The sequence below is a fragment of the Natrononativus amylolyticus genome, from assembly GCF_024362525.1.
In the GTDB taxonomy this organism is placed as follows: Archaea; Halobacteriota; Halobacteria; order Halobacteriales; family Natrialbaceae; genus Natrononativus; species Natrononativus amylolyticus.
This window is the reverse complement of sequence record NZ_CP101458.1, coordinates 526,978-543,530: the sequence shown is the minus strand read 5'-3', so window position 1 is coordinate 543,530 and position 16,553 is coordinate 526,978. Positions and strand designations below refer to the sequence as shown.

The following is a 16,553-nucleotide window of genomic DNA, read 5'->3' as shown; positions in this document are numbered from 1 at the left end:
CCCCCTGCGTGCCGGGAAGACATGACCGTCTTCTCGAAGGGAGCTAAAGAGCCTGGCCGTTAACTGTGTAATGAGTCGGCGACGAGGGAGTTAATCAGTTAACCCTGGTCGCGGTCGAACAGGGAGTCGAAGAGCTTCCGCTCGACGGCGCGGATGTGGTTGTGGAACGCGGGCGGTGAGATGCCGAGCGACGACGCGAGCTCTTCGCCCGTCGTCAGGCGCGGCCACTCGAAGAACCCGCCGTGATAGGCGGTCTGGACGACCTCGCGCTGGCGATCCGTGAGGTCGTCGAGGAGCGCCGTCTGCCGGCCGAGAGCAGTCTCACCGACGCTCACTGTGGACCGAGAACGGTCGCGTTTCGCGAGGAGCGACACCGACAACCCTCGTCGCGTGATCGCAGCGAGCAGTTCGCGTATCTCGACGACGCGGGGGACGTCGATCACCGCTCGAGCGCCGCTTGGATCGACGACGAACTCCCGGAGGGCGCCGCCGTGGGAGTCGACGATCGACCCGAGAAACGGACGGGACAGCGAGAGCTGGACGACCGTTCGCCCCTCCCCTGCGCTGATGATGATCGTCTCGGCGGCGTCGAACGCGGCGAGATCACTCTCCTCGAGCGAGTCGTCGACGCTCGCGAAGACGACCGCCGCGTCGTCGCCCCGCGGGATGATCCCCTCGAGGGTGATCGCCGTCTCGAGGTGCGTCGCCAGCGCCGACAGCGCGGAGTCGTCGTCGACCTGCAGTTCGATCTCGGTGAGGTCGTCGCCCAGAAGCGTGTTCTTTCGCTGGACGGCCTGGATCGTGTACGCGATCGTCTCCCCGAGCTCCGTGAGCGTCGACTGGAACTCGCCGTCGAAGCCGTGGCGCCGGTTCGCGTAGACGGCGAGGACACCGTAGAGAAAGCCGTCGTGGGCGAGCGGAACCGCATAGGTCGACTGGAGGTCCCTCGAGAGGGCGTCACCGCGCCACTGCCCCTCCCGGATCGAGCTGGCGATGTTCGGCTCGCCCGTCGGCTGGCTCGTCCGGGCCGTCCGGCCGGCGGGTTCGGCGGCCGCGTCGTCGACGATCGTCACCGACACGGCGTCGAGGTAATCGCCGCCGGCGCCGGCGGACGCCCGCGGGAGCACCTGGTTTCCGCCGGGATCGGGCTCGCCGATCCAGACGAACGCACACGCCTCGAGGTCACAGAGGCGCTCGCAGACGCCGCGTTCGATCTCGCTGCGGGAGTCCGCCTGCAGCAACAGCGCCTCGATCTCCTGTCTGAGCCGATCGGCGCGGTGGACGCGCTCGAGGCGGTCGTTCTGCTGTTTGAGCTCCCGTTCCCGCTCGTGAAGCCGCTGACTCCGGCCGATCCTGTCGAGTGCGGTTTCGGCGGTCGCGCCGAACAGCTGTGCCAGTTCGAACATCCGCTCGTCGTACAGGTCGGGCCGCTCGGAGACGGCGACGAGCACCCCGTGTTCGCCGAGCGGGACGTACAGTCCGCTTCGAATACGGGTGTCGGGATTGTACACGTGTTCGGACTCCCTGACGTCGTCGAAGAGCGCCGGCGTCTCCTCGACGAAGGCGTTCCAGGCGATGCTCTCGTTCGGACGAAACCGCGGCGGCATCCCGATGCGGTCGGGGACGTCGGCCGAATACGCTGCGGGGAGGAGCTCGTTTTCCCGGTCGTTGAACCGGTAGACTACGACCCCCGTGAGGTCGAGAACCTCCGCGGAGACGTCGACGATGTACTCGCAGGCCGTCTGCTTCGAGTCGACCGTCAGCAGGTGGCGCGTCGCCTCGTGGAGCGCGTTCAGCGTCTGTTCGTACTGGACGCGATCGGTAACGTCGACGGAGACGCCGATCACCCGGTCGACGTCGCCGTCTCGAGTGATGGGTCGGTACCAGGTCTCGAACTCGCGGGTACCGACCCGGCGCGTCGAGTGGACCGCCTGGCCGGCGAGCGCCCGCCTCGCGTCGTCGACGACGTTCGGGTTGTCGCCGAAGACGTCGAAGATGGACTCGCCGACCACCTCGCCGGTCTCGAGGTCGAGCTGCTCGAGCCCCCGGCCTTCGGAGAGAACGAACTGGCCGTCGCTGTCGAGGCTGAACAGTATCGTGGGCACGTTTCCGACCAGCGTCTCGAGGCGTTCGGTCCGCTCGACGCGCTCTGAGACGTCCTTGAAGTAGACGGAGAGCCCCGACGCCGAAGGGTAGATTCGGGCCTCGAGCCAGAGGTCGCGCTGGTCGTAGTAATCCTCGATCGTTCGCGGCTCCTGGCGCTCCACCGCAGCGGTCGCCGCCTCGACGAACGGGGTGTCCGTCGTCTCCGGGAACACCTCGAAGAACTCCCGGTCGAGCAGTTCTGACTCCTCGTAGCCGAGTAGCTCCGCTGCGCGCTCGTTGACGTACGAGAAGCGCCAGTCGCTGTCGAGTGCAATGAAGGCGTCGGTGACTCGCTCGAACGCCTCGTTCAGTTCGCGTTCGATGCGGTCGTACGCCGTCACGTCGCGGATCGAGACGACGATTCCGTCGACGGTGGGATCGGAGAGCCGGTTGGTGAACGTGGCCTCGTGAATTCGCCAGCGTTCGTCCGCGTGACGCGACCGGAACACACAGCTCTCCGTCGTTTCGGGCGCCTCTCGGACGCGCTCGAACGCGGACCGAAACGTCTCCCGGTCCTCGGCGTGGACGACGTCGGTCGCCGGCTGCCCGATCAGTTCGGACACCTCGTAGCCGGCGATCCGCTCGACGGCGGGGCTCACGTACGTCCGTCGACAGTGCGTGTCGAGAACCTGGATAACGGTCGACGAGTGCTCGAGCAGCGTTCGGTACCACGTTTCCCTGTCGGCGGTCTCCCGACGCGCCGTGAAACAGCGGACGGCCCGCTCCAGGCGGTTTCGAAGGACCCGTGTGCGCTCGCAGTCCGCGCGAGTGACGACCTCCCGTGCCCCCCTCTCGAGGGCCTCCTCGAGGACGTGTTCTTCCCCTCGATCGGCGGCAAAAATCACGAGGTGGCGGTCGCTCAGCGCCGACACCGCCTCGAGGTCGTCGGTCAGGACGCAGTCGATCGTGTTGCGGCGCTCGACGCGCTCGAGGATCGACCCACCCTCGAGCGAGGCCGTGTCCGTCGTGATCCGCCGTTCGACGGTGACGTCCTCGCCCTCGAGACCCGTCGTCGCTGCGTGCACCCACGTCGAGCCCGCCGTCAGCACCCGCAGCGGGGATGAATCGGTGGGAGCCGGTTTCATAGGGGTGTTCGGAGAGCGACCGGTAAAAAACCGCCGCACGGTTTCACCTCGAGAGGGGCGGAACGTCGTCGGGCGGCCGGAACACGACCTGACGCCGCGTTTCTCGACGAGTCTCGCGGGGTTGCCTTCGAAGTCGTGCCGTCGGCGGGGAGTCGGTGAACTGTCGGCGGTAAGCCGGCAGCCGCCGTCGGCGACGACCGCACTCGAGCGACCGGTCGTCGGATCGGGCTCGCTGCGGGTGTCAGTAGCCGACGACGTCGCCGTCCTTCCGGGGCTCGGTCGCACCCGACAGCGTCTCACCCTGCCGGCGAACCAGCTGTGCGCCGCCGAACAGCGACGGCACCAGCACGCGGACGTCGTGGCCCTTCCTGACGAGTCCCGTCTGGTTCGGCAGGCGCTCCTCGACGCCGAGCGTGCCCTCCTCGCGGTAGCGCCAGCGGGGTGCGTCGAGAGCCTCCTGTTCGCCCATCCCGTAGTCCACCAGGTTCGAGAGCAGCTGGACGTGGCCCTGGGGCTGCATGTAGCCGCCCATCACGCCGAAGGCGGCCCAGTCGTCCTCGTCGAACTTCGCGACGGCGGGGACGAGGGTGTGGAACGGGCGCTTGCCCGGCTCGAGGCTGTTCGGATGGTCGGGGTCGAGCGAGAACGACGCCCCGCGGTTCTGGAGGGCGATGCCGGTGTCGCCCGCCACCAGGCCGCTGCCGAAGCCGGCGAACCGGGAGTTGATGTACGACACCAGATTCCCCTCCTCGTCGCCGACCGTCAGGAGGACGGTGTCGGCGTCCTCGGCGGCCTTCGTGGGAACGCCGACCTCGGGGTCCTGAATCGGCGAGTCGCCGATCGCCTCGGCGCGCTCTTTCGCGTAGGCCTTCGAGGCCAGCGGCGGCACCGCCTCGTACTCGGGATCGGTGATGTAGTGGTGGCCGTCGACGAACGCGAGCTTCATCGCCTCCGCGAAGGCGTGGACCCGCTCGGGCGAGTCGTACTCGTGGTCGCCCGCACCGATCTCCTCGGCGATGTTCAGCGCCTCGAGGGCGATCAGCCCCTGATTGTTCGGCGGCAGTTCGAAGATCTCCGCGCCGTTGTACGTCGTGCTCACCGGCTCGGGGAACTCCGGCTCGAACGCCGCGAGGTCGTCGACGGTCATGAAGCCGCCCTGCTCCTGGATCTCCCCGGCGATCTGTTCTGCGATCTCCCCCTCGTAGACGACGTCCGCGCCCTCCTCGGCGATCTTTTGCATCGACTCGCCGAGTTTGGGAAGGGTCGCCACGTCGCCGGGAGCCGGACTCTCGCCGTCGAACAGGTACGCCTCGCGGGCGTGCTCGTCCGTGAACAGCCGTTTCGCACCCTGCCAGTAGTACGAGATCACCTCCGAGACGGGGTAGCCTTCGGTCGCGTAGTGGATCGCCGGCTCGAGCACCTCCGCCAACTCCTTCCGACCGAGTTCCTCGACGGTCGCCTCCCAGCCGCGAGCCGTCCCGGGAACGGTGACGGCGTGCGGTCCCAGAAACGGCATCTCGAGGGCGTCCTGGCTCGTCGCCTCGTCGACGGCGTAGCCGCGGGCCTCGGGGTACCACGCCGACAGGTCCTCTTTCTCGCGGATCGAGTCTTTCACGTTCTCGATGCTCGCGTCGGCGGGCGCACCCCCACAGGAGCGCATCGCGCCGACCTCGCCGTCGGCGGTGCGGTAGAGGGCGAACACGTCGCCGCCGAGTCCCGTCGAGGTGGGTTCGACGACGTTGAGCGCCGCGGCCGTCGCGACCGCGGCGTCGAAGGCGTTGCCGCCGTCTTGCAGGATCGACAGCCCCGCCTGCGCCGCGAGGGGCTGGCTGGTCGCGACCATCCCGCGACTCGCGCGGACGGTCGAGCGTCTCGAGGTGAACCGGTCGAGGTCGTAGTCCATACGCGCCGTTTCGAAGAGGACCGCCTAAAACGCGGCCCTCCCGGCAGGAAAGGTGTGTTACTCGCCCCCAGCGTCGCCCGTCACCGCGCCCTCTGTCGAGTTGACGTGGACTCGCGTCTCTGCATTAATTGTGAGACTCACGCGCGCGAGGGAGTCGTCGTCATCGTCAGCAGGCCGTTCGACGAGAAGCGCCGACCGGTGAGCCCGGTAATCGCTCGTCACCACGTGCGGCCGCGTGTCGTAGCCGTGGAGGTGGACGCCGTCGTCGACCGCCTCGACTCGCTTCCAGCGGTGGTGAACCGAGCCGGAGCCGAAGCCGGACTCGACGACGACGAGCAGGTGCCGGTCGAAGTCGATGGCCTCGAGGCGGTCCCGAACCTCCTCGTCGACCCCCTCGAGGTCGAGGCTGGCGTCGCGGTCGGCCGCGCTCTCGATGCGGTGAACCGCGTACCTGCCGTCCGCCTCCTCGCGCACCGAGATCGCGGGTTCGGCGAGGCGAACTCCCGAGAGCGTCTCGAACTCGAGGGAGGGCTCCGCGGGCATGTGCTCACCCAGGTAGTGATCGTTCCAGTCGTCCTCCTCGCCCCGTTCCGGCTGTTCGGGCACCTCGATCTCGTACGGCGGCTCGTCGACTCGCGGGTCCTCGGGGACGACGTCCTCGTCTTCGTCCCCGTTTCCGTCGGCCGGTTCGCCCGCGCCCTCCTCGACCGCAAGTGCGAGGTCGACCTCGAGCCCCTCGTGGTCACCTCCGTCCGCGGGTTCGATTCCGCAGGTGAGCGAGGCCTCGTAGGTTCCGGCCTCGAGATTCGGCGTCTCCTCGTGAATCTCGAACGTCTCGGTGATCGACTCGCCACCCTCGAGTTCCTCGAGGAGGCCGATGTCGTTGACGCCCTCGACGCGCTTGCCGTCGGTGCCGACGTGACCGCTCTCCTCGTAGGCGTCGGTCCAGAGCGTGATCGACCGTTCCCGATCCAGACCGTCGTCGTCGGTCCGGTCGGCCCAGACGACGCCGAACGGCCACGGTGCCCCCGAGGAAACGGCAACCGTCGCGCCGGTCGTGTTCGACAGCGTCGCCTCGAGCGCAGCCGGCGAGTCGGGTTCGACGTACGGATCGACCAGTTCGACCGCGAGGCTGGCGAACTCGCCGACGTCCTCGAGGGACCCGCCCTCGAGGGAAACGGTGTAGGTGGGGTCGGCCGGCTCCTCGTCGGCGTCGTCGCCGTCGTCGGACGGGCCGGAGCCGCCCGACGGATCGGCGCTGCTCAGACAGTCGGCGGTTGCCGCGGTCAGGCCGACCCCGGCCGCCGCGACGAACGTTCGTCTGTTCATACCCGTATCGAGACCGCGTACCGATAAGTGTCTTCAGCAAGTTCAAAGGGGGATTTTACCTACCGCGAGGGCACAACGTTCACGTCGTCGCGGCCGTACTCTCGCGTAAGAACACGACGATGCAGGACGGACCACGGCTTCCGGGCGTCGACGACCGCGAGGGCGAAGACCGCATCGTCCTCCACGTCGACGCCGACTGCTTCTACGCCTCCTGCGAGCGGCTGCGCGAGCCCGAACTCGAGGGCGAACCCGTCGTCGTCGGGATGGGGTACGAACCCGGCGAAACCGCCGGCGCGGTCGCCACGGCGAGCTACGAGGCCCGAACGTTCGGCGTCGAGAGCGCCCAGGCGATCTCCGCGGCGCTCGAGCGCCTGCCCCGGCGGGTCGACGCCGAAACCGACCCCGAGATCGCACTCGAGGAGAGCGGCCACTACCGCCCCGTCGACATGGAGTACTACCAGTCGGTCGCCGCGGAGGTCCGGGAGATCCTCCACGACTGCGCCGACGTCGTCCGCGAGGTGAGCATCGACGAGGCCTACCTCGACGTCACCGAGCGCACGGCCTGGGCGGTCGCCGACGGCTTCGCCCGCCACGTCAAAAACCGCATCCAGCGGGAGGTCGGCGTCACCGTCAGCGTCGGCGTCGCGCCGACGATGAGCGCCGCGAAGATCGCGAGCGACTTCGAGAAGCCCGACGGCCTCACCGTCGTCGAACCGGGCTCCGTCCGGGAGTTTTTAGCTCCGCTTTCTGTCGAGTTGCTCCACGGCGTCGGCCCCGTCACCGCTCGAGAGCTCCGGGCGATGGGCCTCGAGACCGCCGCCGACGTCGCGGCGGCCGACCCGCGCACTCTGGAGGGGCGCTTCGGCGAGCGGGGACGAGAACTGTACGACCGCGCCCGCGGCGACGACGACCGCCGAGTCGAGCCGAAGGGGCTGCCCAAGAGCTTCTCGCGGGAGTCGGCGTTCGCCGAGGCAGTCGAGGAGCCGGAACCGAAGTACGACCGGATCGAGACGCTGGCGGCCGCCGTCGCCGAGCGGGCCACCCGCGAGGGCGCCCTGTACCGGACCGTCGGCGTGAAGGCGGTGACGCCGCCGTTCGACGTCAACACCCGCGAGCGCTCGCTGCCGGGGCCCGTCGACGATCCCGACCTCGTCGCCCGGATCGCCCGGGAGCTGTTCGCCGAGTTCGAGGACGTCCCGGTCAGAAAACTCGGGGTCCGGGTGGCGAACCTCGAGTTCGTCGCCGCCGAGCAGGCGAGCCTCGAGGGCTGGGAGTCGGCGGGCGGTGTGGGGGAGTCCTCGAGCGGGTCGTCGAAGACGGGCGAGGAGCCGTCAGCGTCGGAGAGAGCCAATCAGTCGTGTGGGCAGTCCTCGCTGGGCGATTTTTCGTAGGGCTCGCACCCACCGGCGGGGCGTCGGCTACCGATACCCGTATGATTTTTTATGACCGGCGGCACTGACTCACGTGGGAATGACGTACACTGACACAGAGGCCGCGGATCGGGGGTCGCTTCGATCGCTCCAGGGGGACCGACTCCGCGAGACCGTCGAGCGGGCCTACGAGAACGTCGACTTCTACCGCGAGGCGATGGACGAGGCGGGGGTGTCGCCGGCGGACGTCGAGAGCGTCGACGACGTCTCGACGCTCCCGTTCACCACCAAGGAGGACTTCCGCGACCAGTACCCGAACGGGCTGTTCGCCGTTCCCGACGACGAGGTGAGACGGATTCACGCCTCCTCCGGAACGACGGGGAAGCCCAAAATCGTCGCCTACACCGAGAACGACCTCGGCGTCTGGTCGGAGGTGATGGCCCGCTCGCTGTACGCCGCTGGCGTCGAGCCCGGCCAGACGTTCCAGAACGCCTACGGCTACGGGCTGTTCACCGGAGGTCTCGGCTTCCACGACGGCGTCGAGGAACTCGGCGCGACCGTGATCCCGACCGGCGGCGGCAACACCGCCCGCCAGATCGAGATGCTCGAGGACCTGGAGAGCGACGCGATGGGCTGTACCCCCTCGTACTGCCTCTACCTCGCGGAACGCGCCGAAGCGGCGGGCGTCGACGTCCGCGACCTCCCGCTCTCGACGGTCGTGATCGGCGCCGAGCCGTTCACCGACCCGATGCGCGAGGAGATCGAGGCGGCGCTCGACGTCACCGCGATCGACATCTACGGCCTCTCCGAACTGATCGGCCCCGGCGTCTCAGTCGAGTGCGCCGAGGCCCAGGACGGCCTGCACGTCTGGGAGGACCACTTCCTCCCCGAGATCGTCGACCCCGAAACCGGCGAGCCCCTCGAGGCGGGCGAGCGAGGCGAACTCGTGCTCACCTCGCTCACGAAGGAGGCCCTGCCGGTCCTCAGGTACCGCACCGGCGACGTGACGAGCCTGCGTTACGAGGAGTGTGACTGTGGCCGAACGATGGTCCGGATGGACAACATCCGCGGCCGCGTCGACGACCTGCTGATCGTCCGCGGGGTCAACGTCTACGCCAGCAGCATCGAGGAGGTGATGGTCGACATCGAGGAGGTCGCTCCCCACTACCGGATCGACCTCTACCGCGAGGGCAGCCTCGACACGATGGAGATCACCGTCGAGCACCACGAGGAGTTCGACGGCGACGTCGAGGAACTGCGCGACCGGATCGAGCGCCGGCTCAACGACGTCCTCGACGTCACCGTCGACGAACTCGAGGTGCTCCCCTTCGGCGAAATCGAGCGCACGGAGGTCGGAAAGGTAACGCGCGTGTTCGACCACCGCTGAGTGCGTTCCAGTCGGTTTAACTCCGGGTTATTTTTCGATTGAGAACCGTTTTCCTCGTATATTTAGAAAATCGAACTTTCTATTCGCAATAGGCTTGCTCGCGGGGTCAAAGAATCATGACAGATTTCGAGGAGTTTATAGAACTAGTTGATACAACGTGCGTATCGGTCACGCCAACTCGCTCGTTTTCGGCGTTATGAACATTGTTTATATACAGAATAAGGGGGAGAATAGCTATGGATGAGTACGCGTACGTTGTGAACGTTGACGGTGTCATCGTTCGAGATGGGGAATACCTTCTCATAGAACGGGCAGAGGATGAAGAGCATGCAGCCGGAATGCTGGCGTTCCCGGGCGGGAAGGTAGAACAAGCGTCTGGTAATGATGATCCAATCGAAGCAACATCGATGGGATTTAGCCGTCAGACCCCCCGGCATGGGCTACATCTACTTGGGTTGCCTCTTTGTACTGAAAGACGTGCGACTCGTACAGGTCCTGATTCCAGACGGGAAACGAGAGGCAGTCTTGGAGATGCTCGAGGAAAAGGGGGTGGGGTACAGCGTCGTTGAAGAGACAGCCCACGAAGAGCACGACCACATCGTCCAGTTCCCGCTCCCGACATCGGCCGTCGAGTCGGTGTTAGATGAACTTCGGTCGATCGGCATCGACGACAGCACCTACACCATCGTCCTCGACGTCGAGGCAGTGGTCTCCGAGGAGTTCGATGAGCTCTTAGAGGAGTACTCAGATGGAACCGACGACGAGGAAGACGACGTCGAACACAGAGGCATCACCGGCGAGGAGCGTATCGCCCGCGAGGAGATTCAGACCCGGGCGAACGACCTGGTCACGTCGACGCCGACATACGTCGTCCTGACGCTCCTCAGCGCAGTCATCGCGACGGCGGGGATGCTTCTTGACTCACCCGCCACGGTCGTCGGATCGATGGTCATCGCGCCGCTTATCGGTCCGACGATGGCTGCCAGCGTCGGGACCGTGCTAAACGACCGGACTCTGTTCCACCGGGGCATGAAGCTTCAAGTACTCGGTATCGTGGTTGCGATCGGCAGCGCGGCGGTGTTCGCGCTGCTCGTCAGGCACCTGTTTCTCGTCCCGCCCGGACTCGACATCCTCGAGTTGAGCGAGATCAACGAGCGCGCGTCGCCGAACTTCCTCGTGCTCGCTATCGCGCTCGGCGCCGGGGTCGCTGGTATGCTGAGTCTCATTACAGGCGTCTCGACTGCGCTGGTGGGTGTCATGATCGCGGTCGCGCTCATCCCGCCGGCAGCCGCCGTCGGGCTCGGTATCGCCTTCGGCATCCCTCGGCTCGCAATCGGCGCGGGCGTCTTGGTAACAGTGAACGTCCTCTCGATTAACCTCTCGTCGCTCGTTGCGCTGTGGTTCGAGGGGTATCGCCCGGAACAGTGGTTCCAGATCGGAGAGGCGCGCGGCGCGTTCGTCAAACAGGTGGCTGCGCTCGCACTTACCATCACCCTGACATCAGTGTTCCTCGGCGGGGTGACCTACGACTCCTACGTCGCCACGAACGTCGAAGAGGAGATCAGACAGGAGGTCGGCGACGAACTCGAACTTGCTGACGCACAACTCGAACTGCGTGACATAACTGTCTCGCGGTCCGGCATCGTTCCGCCGCTGGAGACCGATCGCGTCGTCGTTAGGATCGCTATCGATCCCGACGACGATCCCCCGAGAGTCGTCGATCGCCTAAAGCAGCGGATCGAGGCCGTGACAGGGACTGATGTCGACATCGAGGTGGAGTACGTCATGGTCGAGCGAACCGAATAGGTCACGACGACGGAGGCGAGACAGTCGGTCGGGCCACCGGCCACCCGCGCGGGACACGCCGATCCAGCCACTCAAATCGAGCGATGATGGCATTCCATCGTTACGCGTCCGGTCGGTACACCCGTCCACGAAACGTCGCGATCCGATCGCCTCCCTCGCTTTCGACGACGACCTCGTACTCCGCGGTTCGCCCGCCCACGTGCGTCTCCTCTGCGGTCGCCGTCAGCGTCGTGCCGACGTCGACGGCCTCGAGGTAGGAAATGTTGGTCTCGAGGGCGAAGGCCGCCTCCCCGTGGGAGTTCGAGGCGGCGGCGAACGCGGCGTCCGCCAGCGAGTAGATCGCGCCGCCGTGGGGCGTGCCGTGGAAGTTACACAGGTCCGCGGTGATCTCGAGTGCCGTCCGGGCGGTGCCGTCGCCGACCGCGAGCAGGTCGATGCCGAGCGTCTCGCAGTAGGGGCCGGCCAGCCGCGTCTCGTCCGGGTCGCCTTCGGTGGACGTCATACTCGGGGATGTCTCCGCGGGGGCAAATAGCTTGGTCGTCGCGGCGGGGCTGAGTACCCGAGGAATTACGCGGCTGGCGTCCCTCACGGCCGCTATGGACGCACCCGACACCCGTATCGACCACGTCGGAATCGCCGTCGAGTCGATCGACGACGCCGAGGGGCTGTTGCTCGCACTCGGCGCGGAGAAAGTCCACGAGGAGACCACCGACGAGACGTTCACCTGGGCCACCTACCGGCTCGGGGACGCCTCCCGGTTCGAACTGCTCGAGCCCGTTCCCGGCACCGACTCCTTTCTCACGGGGTTCCTCGAGCGCTACGGTCCCGGCCCCCACCACGTCACCCTCGAGGTCGCCGCGATCGATCCGCTAGTCGACCGGCTCGAGTCGGCGGGGTTTCGCGTCGTCGAGTACCACGAGCACGACGACTGGATCGAGGCGTTCGTCGCACCCGGCGAGGGGAACCCGACGGGGACGCTGCTCCAGTTGATGGAGTACCACGACAGCTACGCCCGGCGCCGGGAGACGGACGCCGACGGGCTGTTCGTCCGCGGGGACCCGCTCTGAGTCAGTCCCGCCGGCTGCCGACGGCGACCGCGTCCCCGCGGTGGTAGCGGTCCAGGTCCCACCAGACGTCGGTGACGACGTGGACGTAGAGGACGACGCCGGTGAGCACCGCGAGCGGGACGCTCGCGACGGCGAGGGCGACGACGAACAGCCCGGAGAGCAGCAGGTGACTCAACAGCCGCGAGAGAGCGCCGACGTCGCCGCTGTCGAAGATCAGATCCTGGTCGGTGAAGGCGGCGACGGGACGGCGCAGACAGAACCGCAGCGCCCGCCAGTCGCCGGTCGTCGCCCGCGCGATGACGAAGTGATCGAGATCGATGAACACGCCGACGGCGACAGCATAGAGGACGAGCGCCGCTGACGGAACGCCCACCCCGCCGACGGTCACCGGCGCCAGTACGGCGACGAGGGCGAGTCCGACGACGAGCGAGACGGCGGCGTGGTGTTTCGAGTACATCGTGAGTCGGCGGTCGCGTTCGGAGAGGGAGTTGCCCGCGTTTTCGAGGGCGCTAGCCGGCGAAGCCGTTGAGCAGCCACTCGCCGTTGTCGCCGCTCGAGTCGGCGATACTGGGGGCGCTGACGAGGACGAACGCGCTCTCCTCGTCGCCGTTTCTGATCTGGCGGGTCGACTCCGGCGAGATCCACACCGCGTCTCCGGCTTCCATCGCGACCGGCTCGTCGTCGATGACGACCGTCGCCGCCCCCTCGATCAGCACGTAGATCTCCTCGTGGTCGTTGTCCGCGTGGTCGTGGGGCTGGCTGTTCCACGCCGGATCACAGCGGGCGATCGTCACGCCGACCTGCTCGGTCTCGAGCGGGTCCGAGAGAAAGTGCATCGCACTCGAGACCTGGTCGACCTCCTCGTAGTTTACCTTCCTGTATGGCATCGTCTCACACGTAGGCTTTCGACTGCAAAATAGTAAAGGTACGCGCTCGCCGCCCGGTTCCGGACTGCCGTACGTCGGTTCCGGCGCACGCGCAGGGGGGTTCGCAAGTGTGCCGGGAGTTCGGTACAGCAGACCGTACCGACCGCTGACCGCGGTTACTCGTGCTGGCTGAGCGGGTCGAAGCTATCGACCGGCGTCACCGAGTAGTCGACGGTCAGCACGTCCTGGGTCGCCCGCACCTTGCCGACGAACGTCGAAATATCCTCGAGGGCACCCTCGAGGACGAACAGCTCCATGCAGTAGTGGTCACCGACGTGGCTGTGGAAGTTCGAGGCAACCAGCCCTTCGTGTTCGTGGCGCAGGCGGATCATGCGCTCTTCGACGCTGGTCGTCTCGTAGTCGAACAACACGGTGACGATTCCCATCAGCTCGCGGTCCTCGAGGCGGGTGTCCTCGAACTCGCCGAGCAGGTTCCTCGAGGCCTCCCGGACGACCTCGCTGCGACCCGTGTACCCGTGGTCGTCTGCGAACTGGTCGAGTCGCTCGAGGAGTTCGTCCGGCATGGAGACGCTTACGACGGCCATATAATAACTCGGGCCGGTTCGACTATTAAGGCTTATCATCAGCCGCCCTCCCGATGGTCGAGACCGCCGCGAGCGAGCGCCAGCTGGCGATTGCAGCGGTCTCGGCGTGACCGAGATCCGCAGCGTCTTTGCACCCACACGCGGAGAGAGTACTCATGTACCTTCCCCACCAGACGTGGCCCGACCTCTCGGCGTACGTGGCCGAGGAGTCGGTGGCCGTCGTCCCCTTGGGATCGACCGAACAGCACGGCCCACACCTCCCCGAGGGAACCGACTACCTGATCGCGACCGCGCTGGCCCGCGAGGCCGCCGAGCGAACCGGCTACCTCTGTACGCCGCCGGTGACGATCGGCGTGAGCCCCCACCACCGACAGTTCCACGGCACCATGTGGGTCGATCCGCCGGTGTTTCGCGACTACGTCGAGAACTTCTCGCGGAACCTCACCTACCACGGCATCGACCGGATCGTCTACGTCAACGCCCACGGCGGCAACATCGTCCACCTCCGCGAGGTCGGTCGACGGCTGTGTGACGACGAAACGGCCTTCGCCTGCGAGTGGATGTGGGACGAGTCGATCCCCGAACTGATCGCCGAGAGCTTCGAGACGCCCGGCCCCCACGGCGGCCCGAAGGAGACGTCGATGATCATGCACATCGCCCGCGAACTGGTTCGGGAGGACCGTCTCGAGGACGCCCGCGACGGGGGACTGACGGAGTTCCACGCGGACGTGATGACCGTCCACGGCGCGCGGGTGCGCTACGACGCGATCGAGAACACGGACAACGGCGTCCTCGGCGACCAGACCGACGCGACCCCCGAGATCGGCGAGCGGCTGTTCGAGGCCGCGACCGACCAGCTGGTGGCGCTGCTCGAGTGGCTCGACGACCAGCCCTTCGAGGCGCTGATGCCGACCCCACACGTCGATCCGCAGCCGGGAAGCGGCCGGTAGGCCGACGAACGCCCCGGCGAGACCGAACGACTGGAACGGCGGTGCCCGTTCGAGCAATCGCTCATTACCTGCAGGCACGAATTCGGGCCGGGACGCACTCGTTGGGTGCGTCCGACAGGCGGGAACAGAAGGTGTGATCCGGCGCCAGCGATTCGTCGGCGAAGCCGACGTGTCCTCCCGCGACGACCGCTCGTTCGGCCGTCTCGCGCCTGTTTCGGGGACGGTCACGCCGCGGTGCCGACGAAACGAGTCGCTGCGACGAACGGTCCGGTTGACGGAGGGGTGAACCGACCGTCCGGGGAAGTCGAGAGTTCGAGCCGTCAACACGTACGATACCGACCTGACACTTCTAGGACGAGGATCTTTTATCGCCCACCGGAACCGTGCTCTCGGCCGAACCGGATCACCGCTCGAGACAGTCTGTCAGCGAACACACAGACCGATCGGATAGGGTTTGACGATCCTGCAATTCTCCGTAATAGAGAGTTCAACGACGGGCCGATCCCGGACCGATAATAATTAAATTTCTTATACTTTGATAGCCACAGCATTACGAAGGCCGGCGACCGCCCACGAGTGAGTCGTATGATACGACAGTATCCTCTTCAGCAAGTACAGGTTCCAGAGTGGTTGCAAGACCCCGTCGCGGAGCTGATCGTGTTCCTCCCGCGGTTGGTCGGCGCGCTGGTCATCCTCCTCATCGGGTGGATCATCGGCCGGCTCGCCGGCCGCGCCGTTCGGCGGATCGCCGACGGCGTCGAACTCGACCGGATGGTTCTCGAGACGCCGCTGGGGCGGATTCTCGGCGGGACAGAACGCGCCGTCTCGAGCGCGTTCGGTAAACTCGCGAAGTGGTTCGTCTACGCGCTCGCCATTCTCGCGGCGGCGAACGCGCTGGCGATCCCGATGCTCTCTGAGTGGATCTCGACGGCAGTTTCCTACCTGCCGGCGTTCATCGCGGGCCTGCTCGTCATCGTGCTCGGGTTCGTCGTCGCCGACTTCATCGGTGACATCATCGAACGGACGCGAGCGGCGACGCAGACGGCGTACACGCAGTGGTTCGCAAACGGCGCCAGGGTGTTCCTCTACTTCACCGCGCTCGTCATCGGTCTGGATACGATGGGAATCGACGTCGGCATTCTGTACGTCTTCGCGCAAGCGCTCGCGTGGGGACTGGCCGCCGCCGTGGCCATCGGCGCCGGCGTCGCCTTCGGCTGGGGCGGCAAGGACTACGTCGCTGACAACATCGACCGCTGGATGGGGCGAACGGCGGCGGTCACGCCGAGCGAGGAGGAAGGACGGCCCGAGAGCAGAGGCGGCGACCGGCGCGGCGGACGCGAGCCGGGGTCCGAGCCGGGTCCAGGCGACGACGACGACTGATCGACCCTCGCTCAGTCGGCGGCCGGCCGGACCCGGTCCGGTCGGTCCGTTTCGTCGCGTGGAAAGAGCGGCTTTACCGGGACGACGACGTAGGATTTGACGAGGCGACCGTCGGTCGTGCGCCACTTTTCGAGACGTGCGAGCGAGTGGGTGTCGGCGTAACAGCCTTCGATTCGGTCGAGTGCGCTTTCGAACGCCGCCACGTCGAACTGCTCCGACGGAACGCGGTCGGTGACGACCGCCAGACTCGAGACGCGCGCGTACACGTCGAGTTTGCCCTCGAAGACGCGCTCCAGTTCGTCGATACGGTCGTGAACGCTGCCGGCGGATGGTCCCTCTCGACCCGACGGAAAGGCGACGTACGCCTGGTACCGGTCAGGACGCTTCGCGACGTAGCGCTTCCAGAGGGTCGCTAGCATGGTGCCTCCCGGCGCCGTCCGTAACGGGGTGTGCTGGTCGTAGCTCCGCTCGTCCGGCGGACGGTCGGTCGGCACCAGGTCGAAACTCGCTCGGTCGCGTTCCGCATCCTTCTCAAGTTCGTCTTGTCGTAGCCGGTAATACGTCCTTTGTTGTTCGGCGGGACCGGCCAACCGAAGCATTCCTTTCCGACGGCCGAGCGCAAGTCGCGAGAGCTTTGTACGGTTACGGCCTATCCCGCTT

14 protein-coding genes and 1 pseudogene are annotated in these 16,553 nt (G+C 66.7%); 7 read left to right on the top strand and 8 right to left on the bottom strand.

The genetic code is table 11. The features are described from left to right. Window positions 1-98: 98 nt before the first annotated feature. From NMQ11_RS02685 to NMQ11_RS02675, 3 genes are all read right to left on the bottom strand, one after another. On the bottom strand, window positions 99-3,230 hold the full coding sequence (locus tag NMQ11_RS02685; RefSeq protein ID WP_255169849.1) for a PAS domain S-box protein: 3,132 nt from the start codon (window positions 3,228-3,230) through the stop codon (window positions 99-101). A 241-nt stretch (window positions 3,231-3,471) separates the two neighbouring features. Beyond that, window positions 3,472-5,133 (bottom strand): gamma-glutamyltransferase family protein, encoded by a 1,662-nt coding sequence (locus NMQ11_RS02680; RefSeq protein ID WP_255169848.1) that lies wholly within the window; start codon window positions 5,131-5,133, stop codon window positions 3,472-3,474. Window positions 5,134-5,190: 57 nt separating this feature from the next. Continuing rightward, window positions 5,191-6,462 carry a DUF8130 domain-containing protein gene (locus tag NMQ11_RS02675; RefSeq protein ID WP_255169847.1) on the bottom strand — a complete coding sequence of 424 codons (1,272 nt, stop codon included), beginning with the start codon at window positions 6,460-6,462 and terminating at the stop codon, window positions 5,191-5,193. Between the two features lie 119 nt (window positions 6,463-6,581). On the opposite strand from NMQ11_RS02675, the gene dinB reads away from it, so the two are divergent. The 4 genes and pseudogenes from dinB (at window position 6,582) to NMQ11_RS02660 (ending at window position 11,025) form a co-directional block, all read left to right on the top strand. Beyond that, entirely contained in the window at window positions 6,582-7,853 is a 1,272-nt protein-coding gene (gene dinB, locus NMQ11_RS02670) for a DNA polymerase IV (protein WP_255169846.1), read from the top strand. Between the two features lie 79 nt (window positions 7,854-7,932). After that, entirely contained in the window at window positions 7,933-9,219 is a 1,287-nt protein-coding gene (gene paaK / locus NMQ11_RS02665) for a phenylacetate--CoA ligase PaaK (RefSeq protein WP_255169845.1), read from the top strand. A gap of 236 nt (window positions 9,220-9,455) precedes the next feature. After that, window positions 9,456-9,626 (top strand): annotated as a pseudogene (locus NMQ11_RS20110) (NUDIX hydrolase); the annotation flags it as partial. Window positions 9,627-9,696: 70 nt separating this feature from the next. Then, window positions 9,697-11,025, top strand: a complete 1,329-nt coding sequence (locus NMQ11_RS02660) for a TIGR00341 family protein (protein WP_345781462.1) — start codon at window positions 9,697-9,699, stop codon at window positions 11,023-11,025. Window positions 11,026-11,125: 100 nt separating this feature from the next. On the opposite strand, the gene paaI is transcribed toward NMQ11_RS02660, so the two are convergent. Continuing rightward, complete coding sequence (gene paaI, locus NMQ11_RS02655) at window positions 11,126-11,527, bottom strand: hydroxyphenylacetyl-CoA thioesterase PaaI (RefSeq protein ID WP_255169843.1); 402 nt, start codon at window positions 11,525-11,527, stop codon at window positions 11,126-11,128. A gap of 94 nt (window positions 11,528-11,621) precedes the next feature. Here paaI and NMQ11_RS02650 point away from each other — a divergent pair, with 94 nt between their 5' ends. Beyond that, the gene (locus tag NMQ11_RS02650) at window positions 11,622-12,092 is read left to right on the top strand and encodes a VOC family protein (protein WP_255169842.1); all 471 of its coding nucleotides are present in this window, start codon (window positions 11,622-11,624) and stop codon (window positions 12,090-12,092) included. Window position 12,093: 1 nt separating this feature from the next. On the opposite strand, the gene NMQ11_RS02645 is transcribed toward NMQ11_RS02650, so the two are convergent. From NMQ11_RS02645 to NMQ11_RS02635, 3 genes are all read right to left on the bottom strand, one after another. After that, complete coding sequence (locus NMQ11_RS02645) at window positions 12,094-12,549, bottom strand: hypothetical protein (RefSeq protein ID WP_255169841.1); 456 nt, start codon at window positions 12,547-12,549, stop codon at window positions 12,094-12,096. 52 nt (window positions 12,550-12,601) lie between these two features. Next, entirely contained in the window at window positions 12,602-12,979 is a 378-nt protein-coding gene (locus NMQ11_RS02640) for a cupin domain-containing protein (protein WP_255169840.1), read from the bottom strand. Window positions 12,980-13,134: 155 nt separating this feature from the next. Continuing rightward, a complete protein-coding gene (locus NMQ11_RS02635; RefSeq protein WP_255169839.1) occupies window positions 13,135-13,563 on the bottom strand; it encodes a CopG family ribbon-helix-helix protein in 429 nt (142 codons plus the stop codon). A 155-nt stretch (window positions 13,564-13,718) separates the two neighbouring features. Between NMQ11_RS02635 and NMQ11_RS02630 the strand changes: the two genes are divergently transcribed. Together NMQ11_RS02630 and NMQ11_RS02625 are read left to right on the top strand one after the other, a co-directional pair. Further along, window positions 13,719-14,513, top strand: coding sequence for a creatininase family protein (locus NMQ11_RS02630; RefSeq protein WP_255169838.1), 795 nt, complete (start codon window positions 13,719-13,721; stop codon window positions 14,511-14,513). A 585-nt stretch (window positions 14,514-15,098) separates the two neighbouring features. Beyond that, a complete protein-coding gene (locus NMQ11_RS02625; RefSeq protein WP_255169837.1) occupies window positions 15,099-15,893 on the top strand; it encodes a mechanosensitive ion channel family protein in 795 nt (264 codons plus the stop codon). 11 nt (window positions 15,894-15,904) lie between these two features. Here NMQ11_RS02625 and NMQ11_RS02620 read toward each other — a convergent pair whose 3' ends face one another. Continuing rightward, window positions 15,905-16,312: a hypothetical protein gene (locus NMQ11_RS02620; protein WP_255169836.1), complete on the bottom strand. Its 408-nt coding sequence runs from the start codon at window positions 16,310-16,312 to the stop codon at window positions 15,905-15,907. Between the last annotated feature and the right edge of the window lie 241 nt (window positions 16,313-16,553).

Bases quoted from the DNA above. Each gene is read 5' to 3' on its own strand.
- NMQ11_RS02685 (WP_255169849.1), bottom strand. From the start codon at position 3,230: ATGAAACCGGCTCCCACCGATTCATCCCCGCTGCGGGTGCTGACGGCG.
- NMQ11_RS02680 (WP_255169848.1), bottom strand. From the start codon at position 5,133: ATGGACTACGACCTCGACCGGTTCACCTCGAGACGCTCGACCGTCCGC.
- NMQ11_RS02675 (WP_255169847.1), bottom strand. From the start codon at position 6,462: ATGAACAGACGAACGTTCGTCGCGGCGGCCGGGGTCGGCCTGACCGCG.
- dinB (WP_255169846.1), top strand. From the start codon at position 6,582: ATGCAGGACGGACCACGGCTTCCGGGCGTCGACGACCGCGAGGGCGAA.
- paaK (WP_255169845.1), top strand. From the start codon at position 7,933: ATGACGTACACTGACACAGAGGCCGCGGATCGGGGGTCGCTTCGATCG.
- paaI (WP_255169843.1), bottom strand. From the start codon at position 11,527: ATGACGTCCACCGAAGGCGACCCGGACGAGACGCGGCTGGCCGGCCCC.
- NMQ11_RS02650 (WP_255169842.1), top strand. From the start codon at position 11,622: ATGGACGCACCCGACACCCGTATCGACCACGTCGGAATCGCCGTCGAG.
- NMQ11_RS02645 (WP_255169841.1), bottom strand. From the start codon at position 12,549: ATGTACTCGAAACACCACGCCGCCGTCTCGCTCGTCGTCGGACTCGCC.
- NMQ11_RS02640 (WP_255169840.1), bottom strand. From the start codon at position 12,979: ATGCCATACAGGAAGGTAAACTACGAGGAGGTCGACCAGGTCTCGAGT.
- NMQ11_RS02635 (WP_255169839.1), bottom strand. From the start codon at position 13,563: ATGGCCGTCGTAAGCGTCTCCATGCCGGACGAACTCCTCGAGCGACTC.
- NMQ11_RS02630 (WP_255169838.1), top strand. From the start codon at position 13,719: ATGTACCTTCCCCACCAGACGTGGCCCGACCTCTCGGCGTACGTGGCC.
- NMQ11_RS02625 (WP_255169837.1), top strand. From the start codon at position 15,099: ATGATACGACAGTATCCTCTTCAGCAAGTACAGGTTCCAGAGTGGTTG.
- NMQ11_RS02620 (WP_255169836.1), bottom strand. From the start codon at position 16,312: ATGCTAGCGACCCTCTGGAAGCGCTACGTCGCGAAGCGTCCTGACCGG.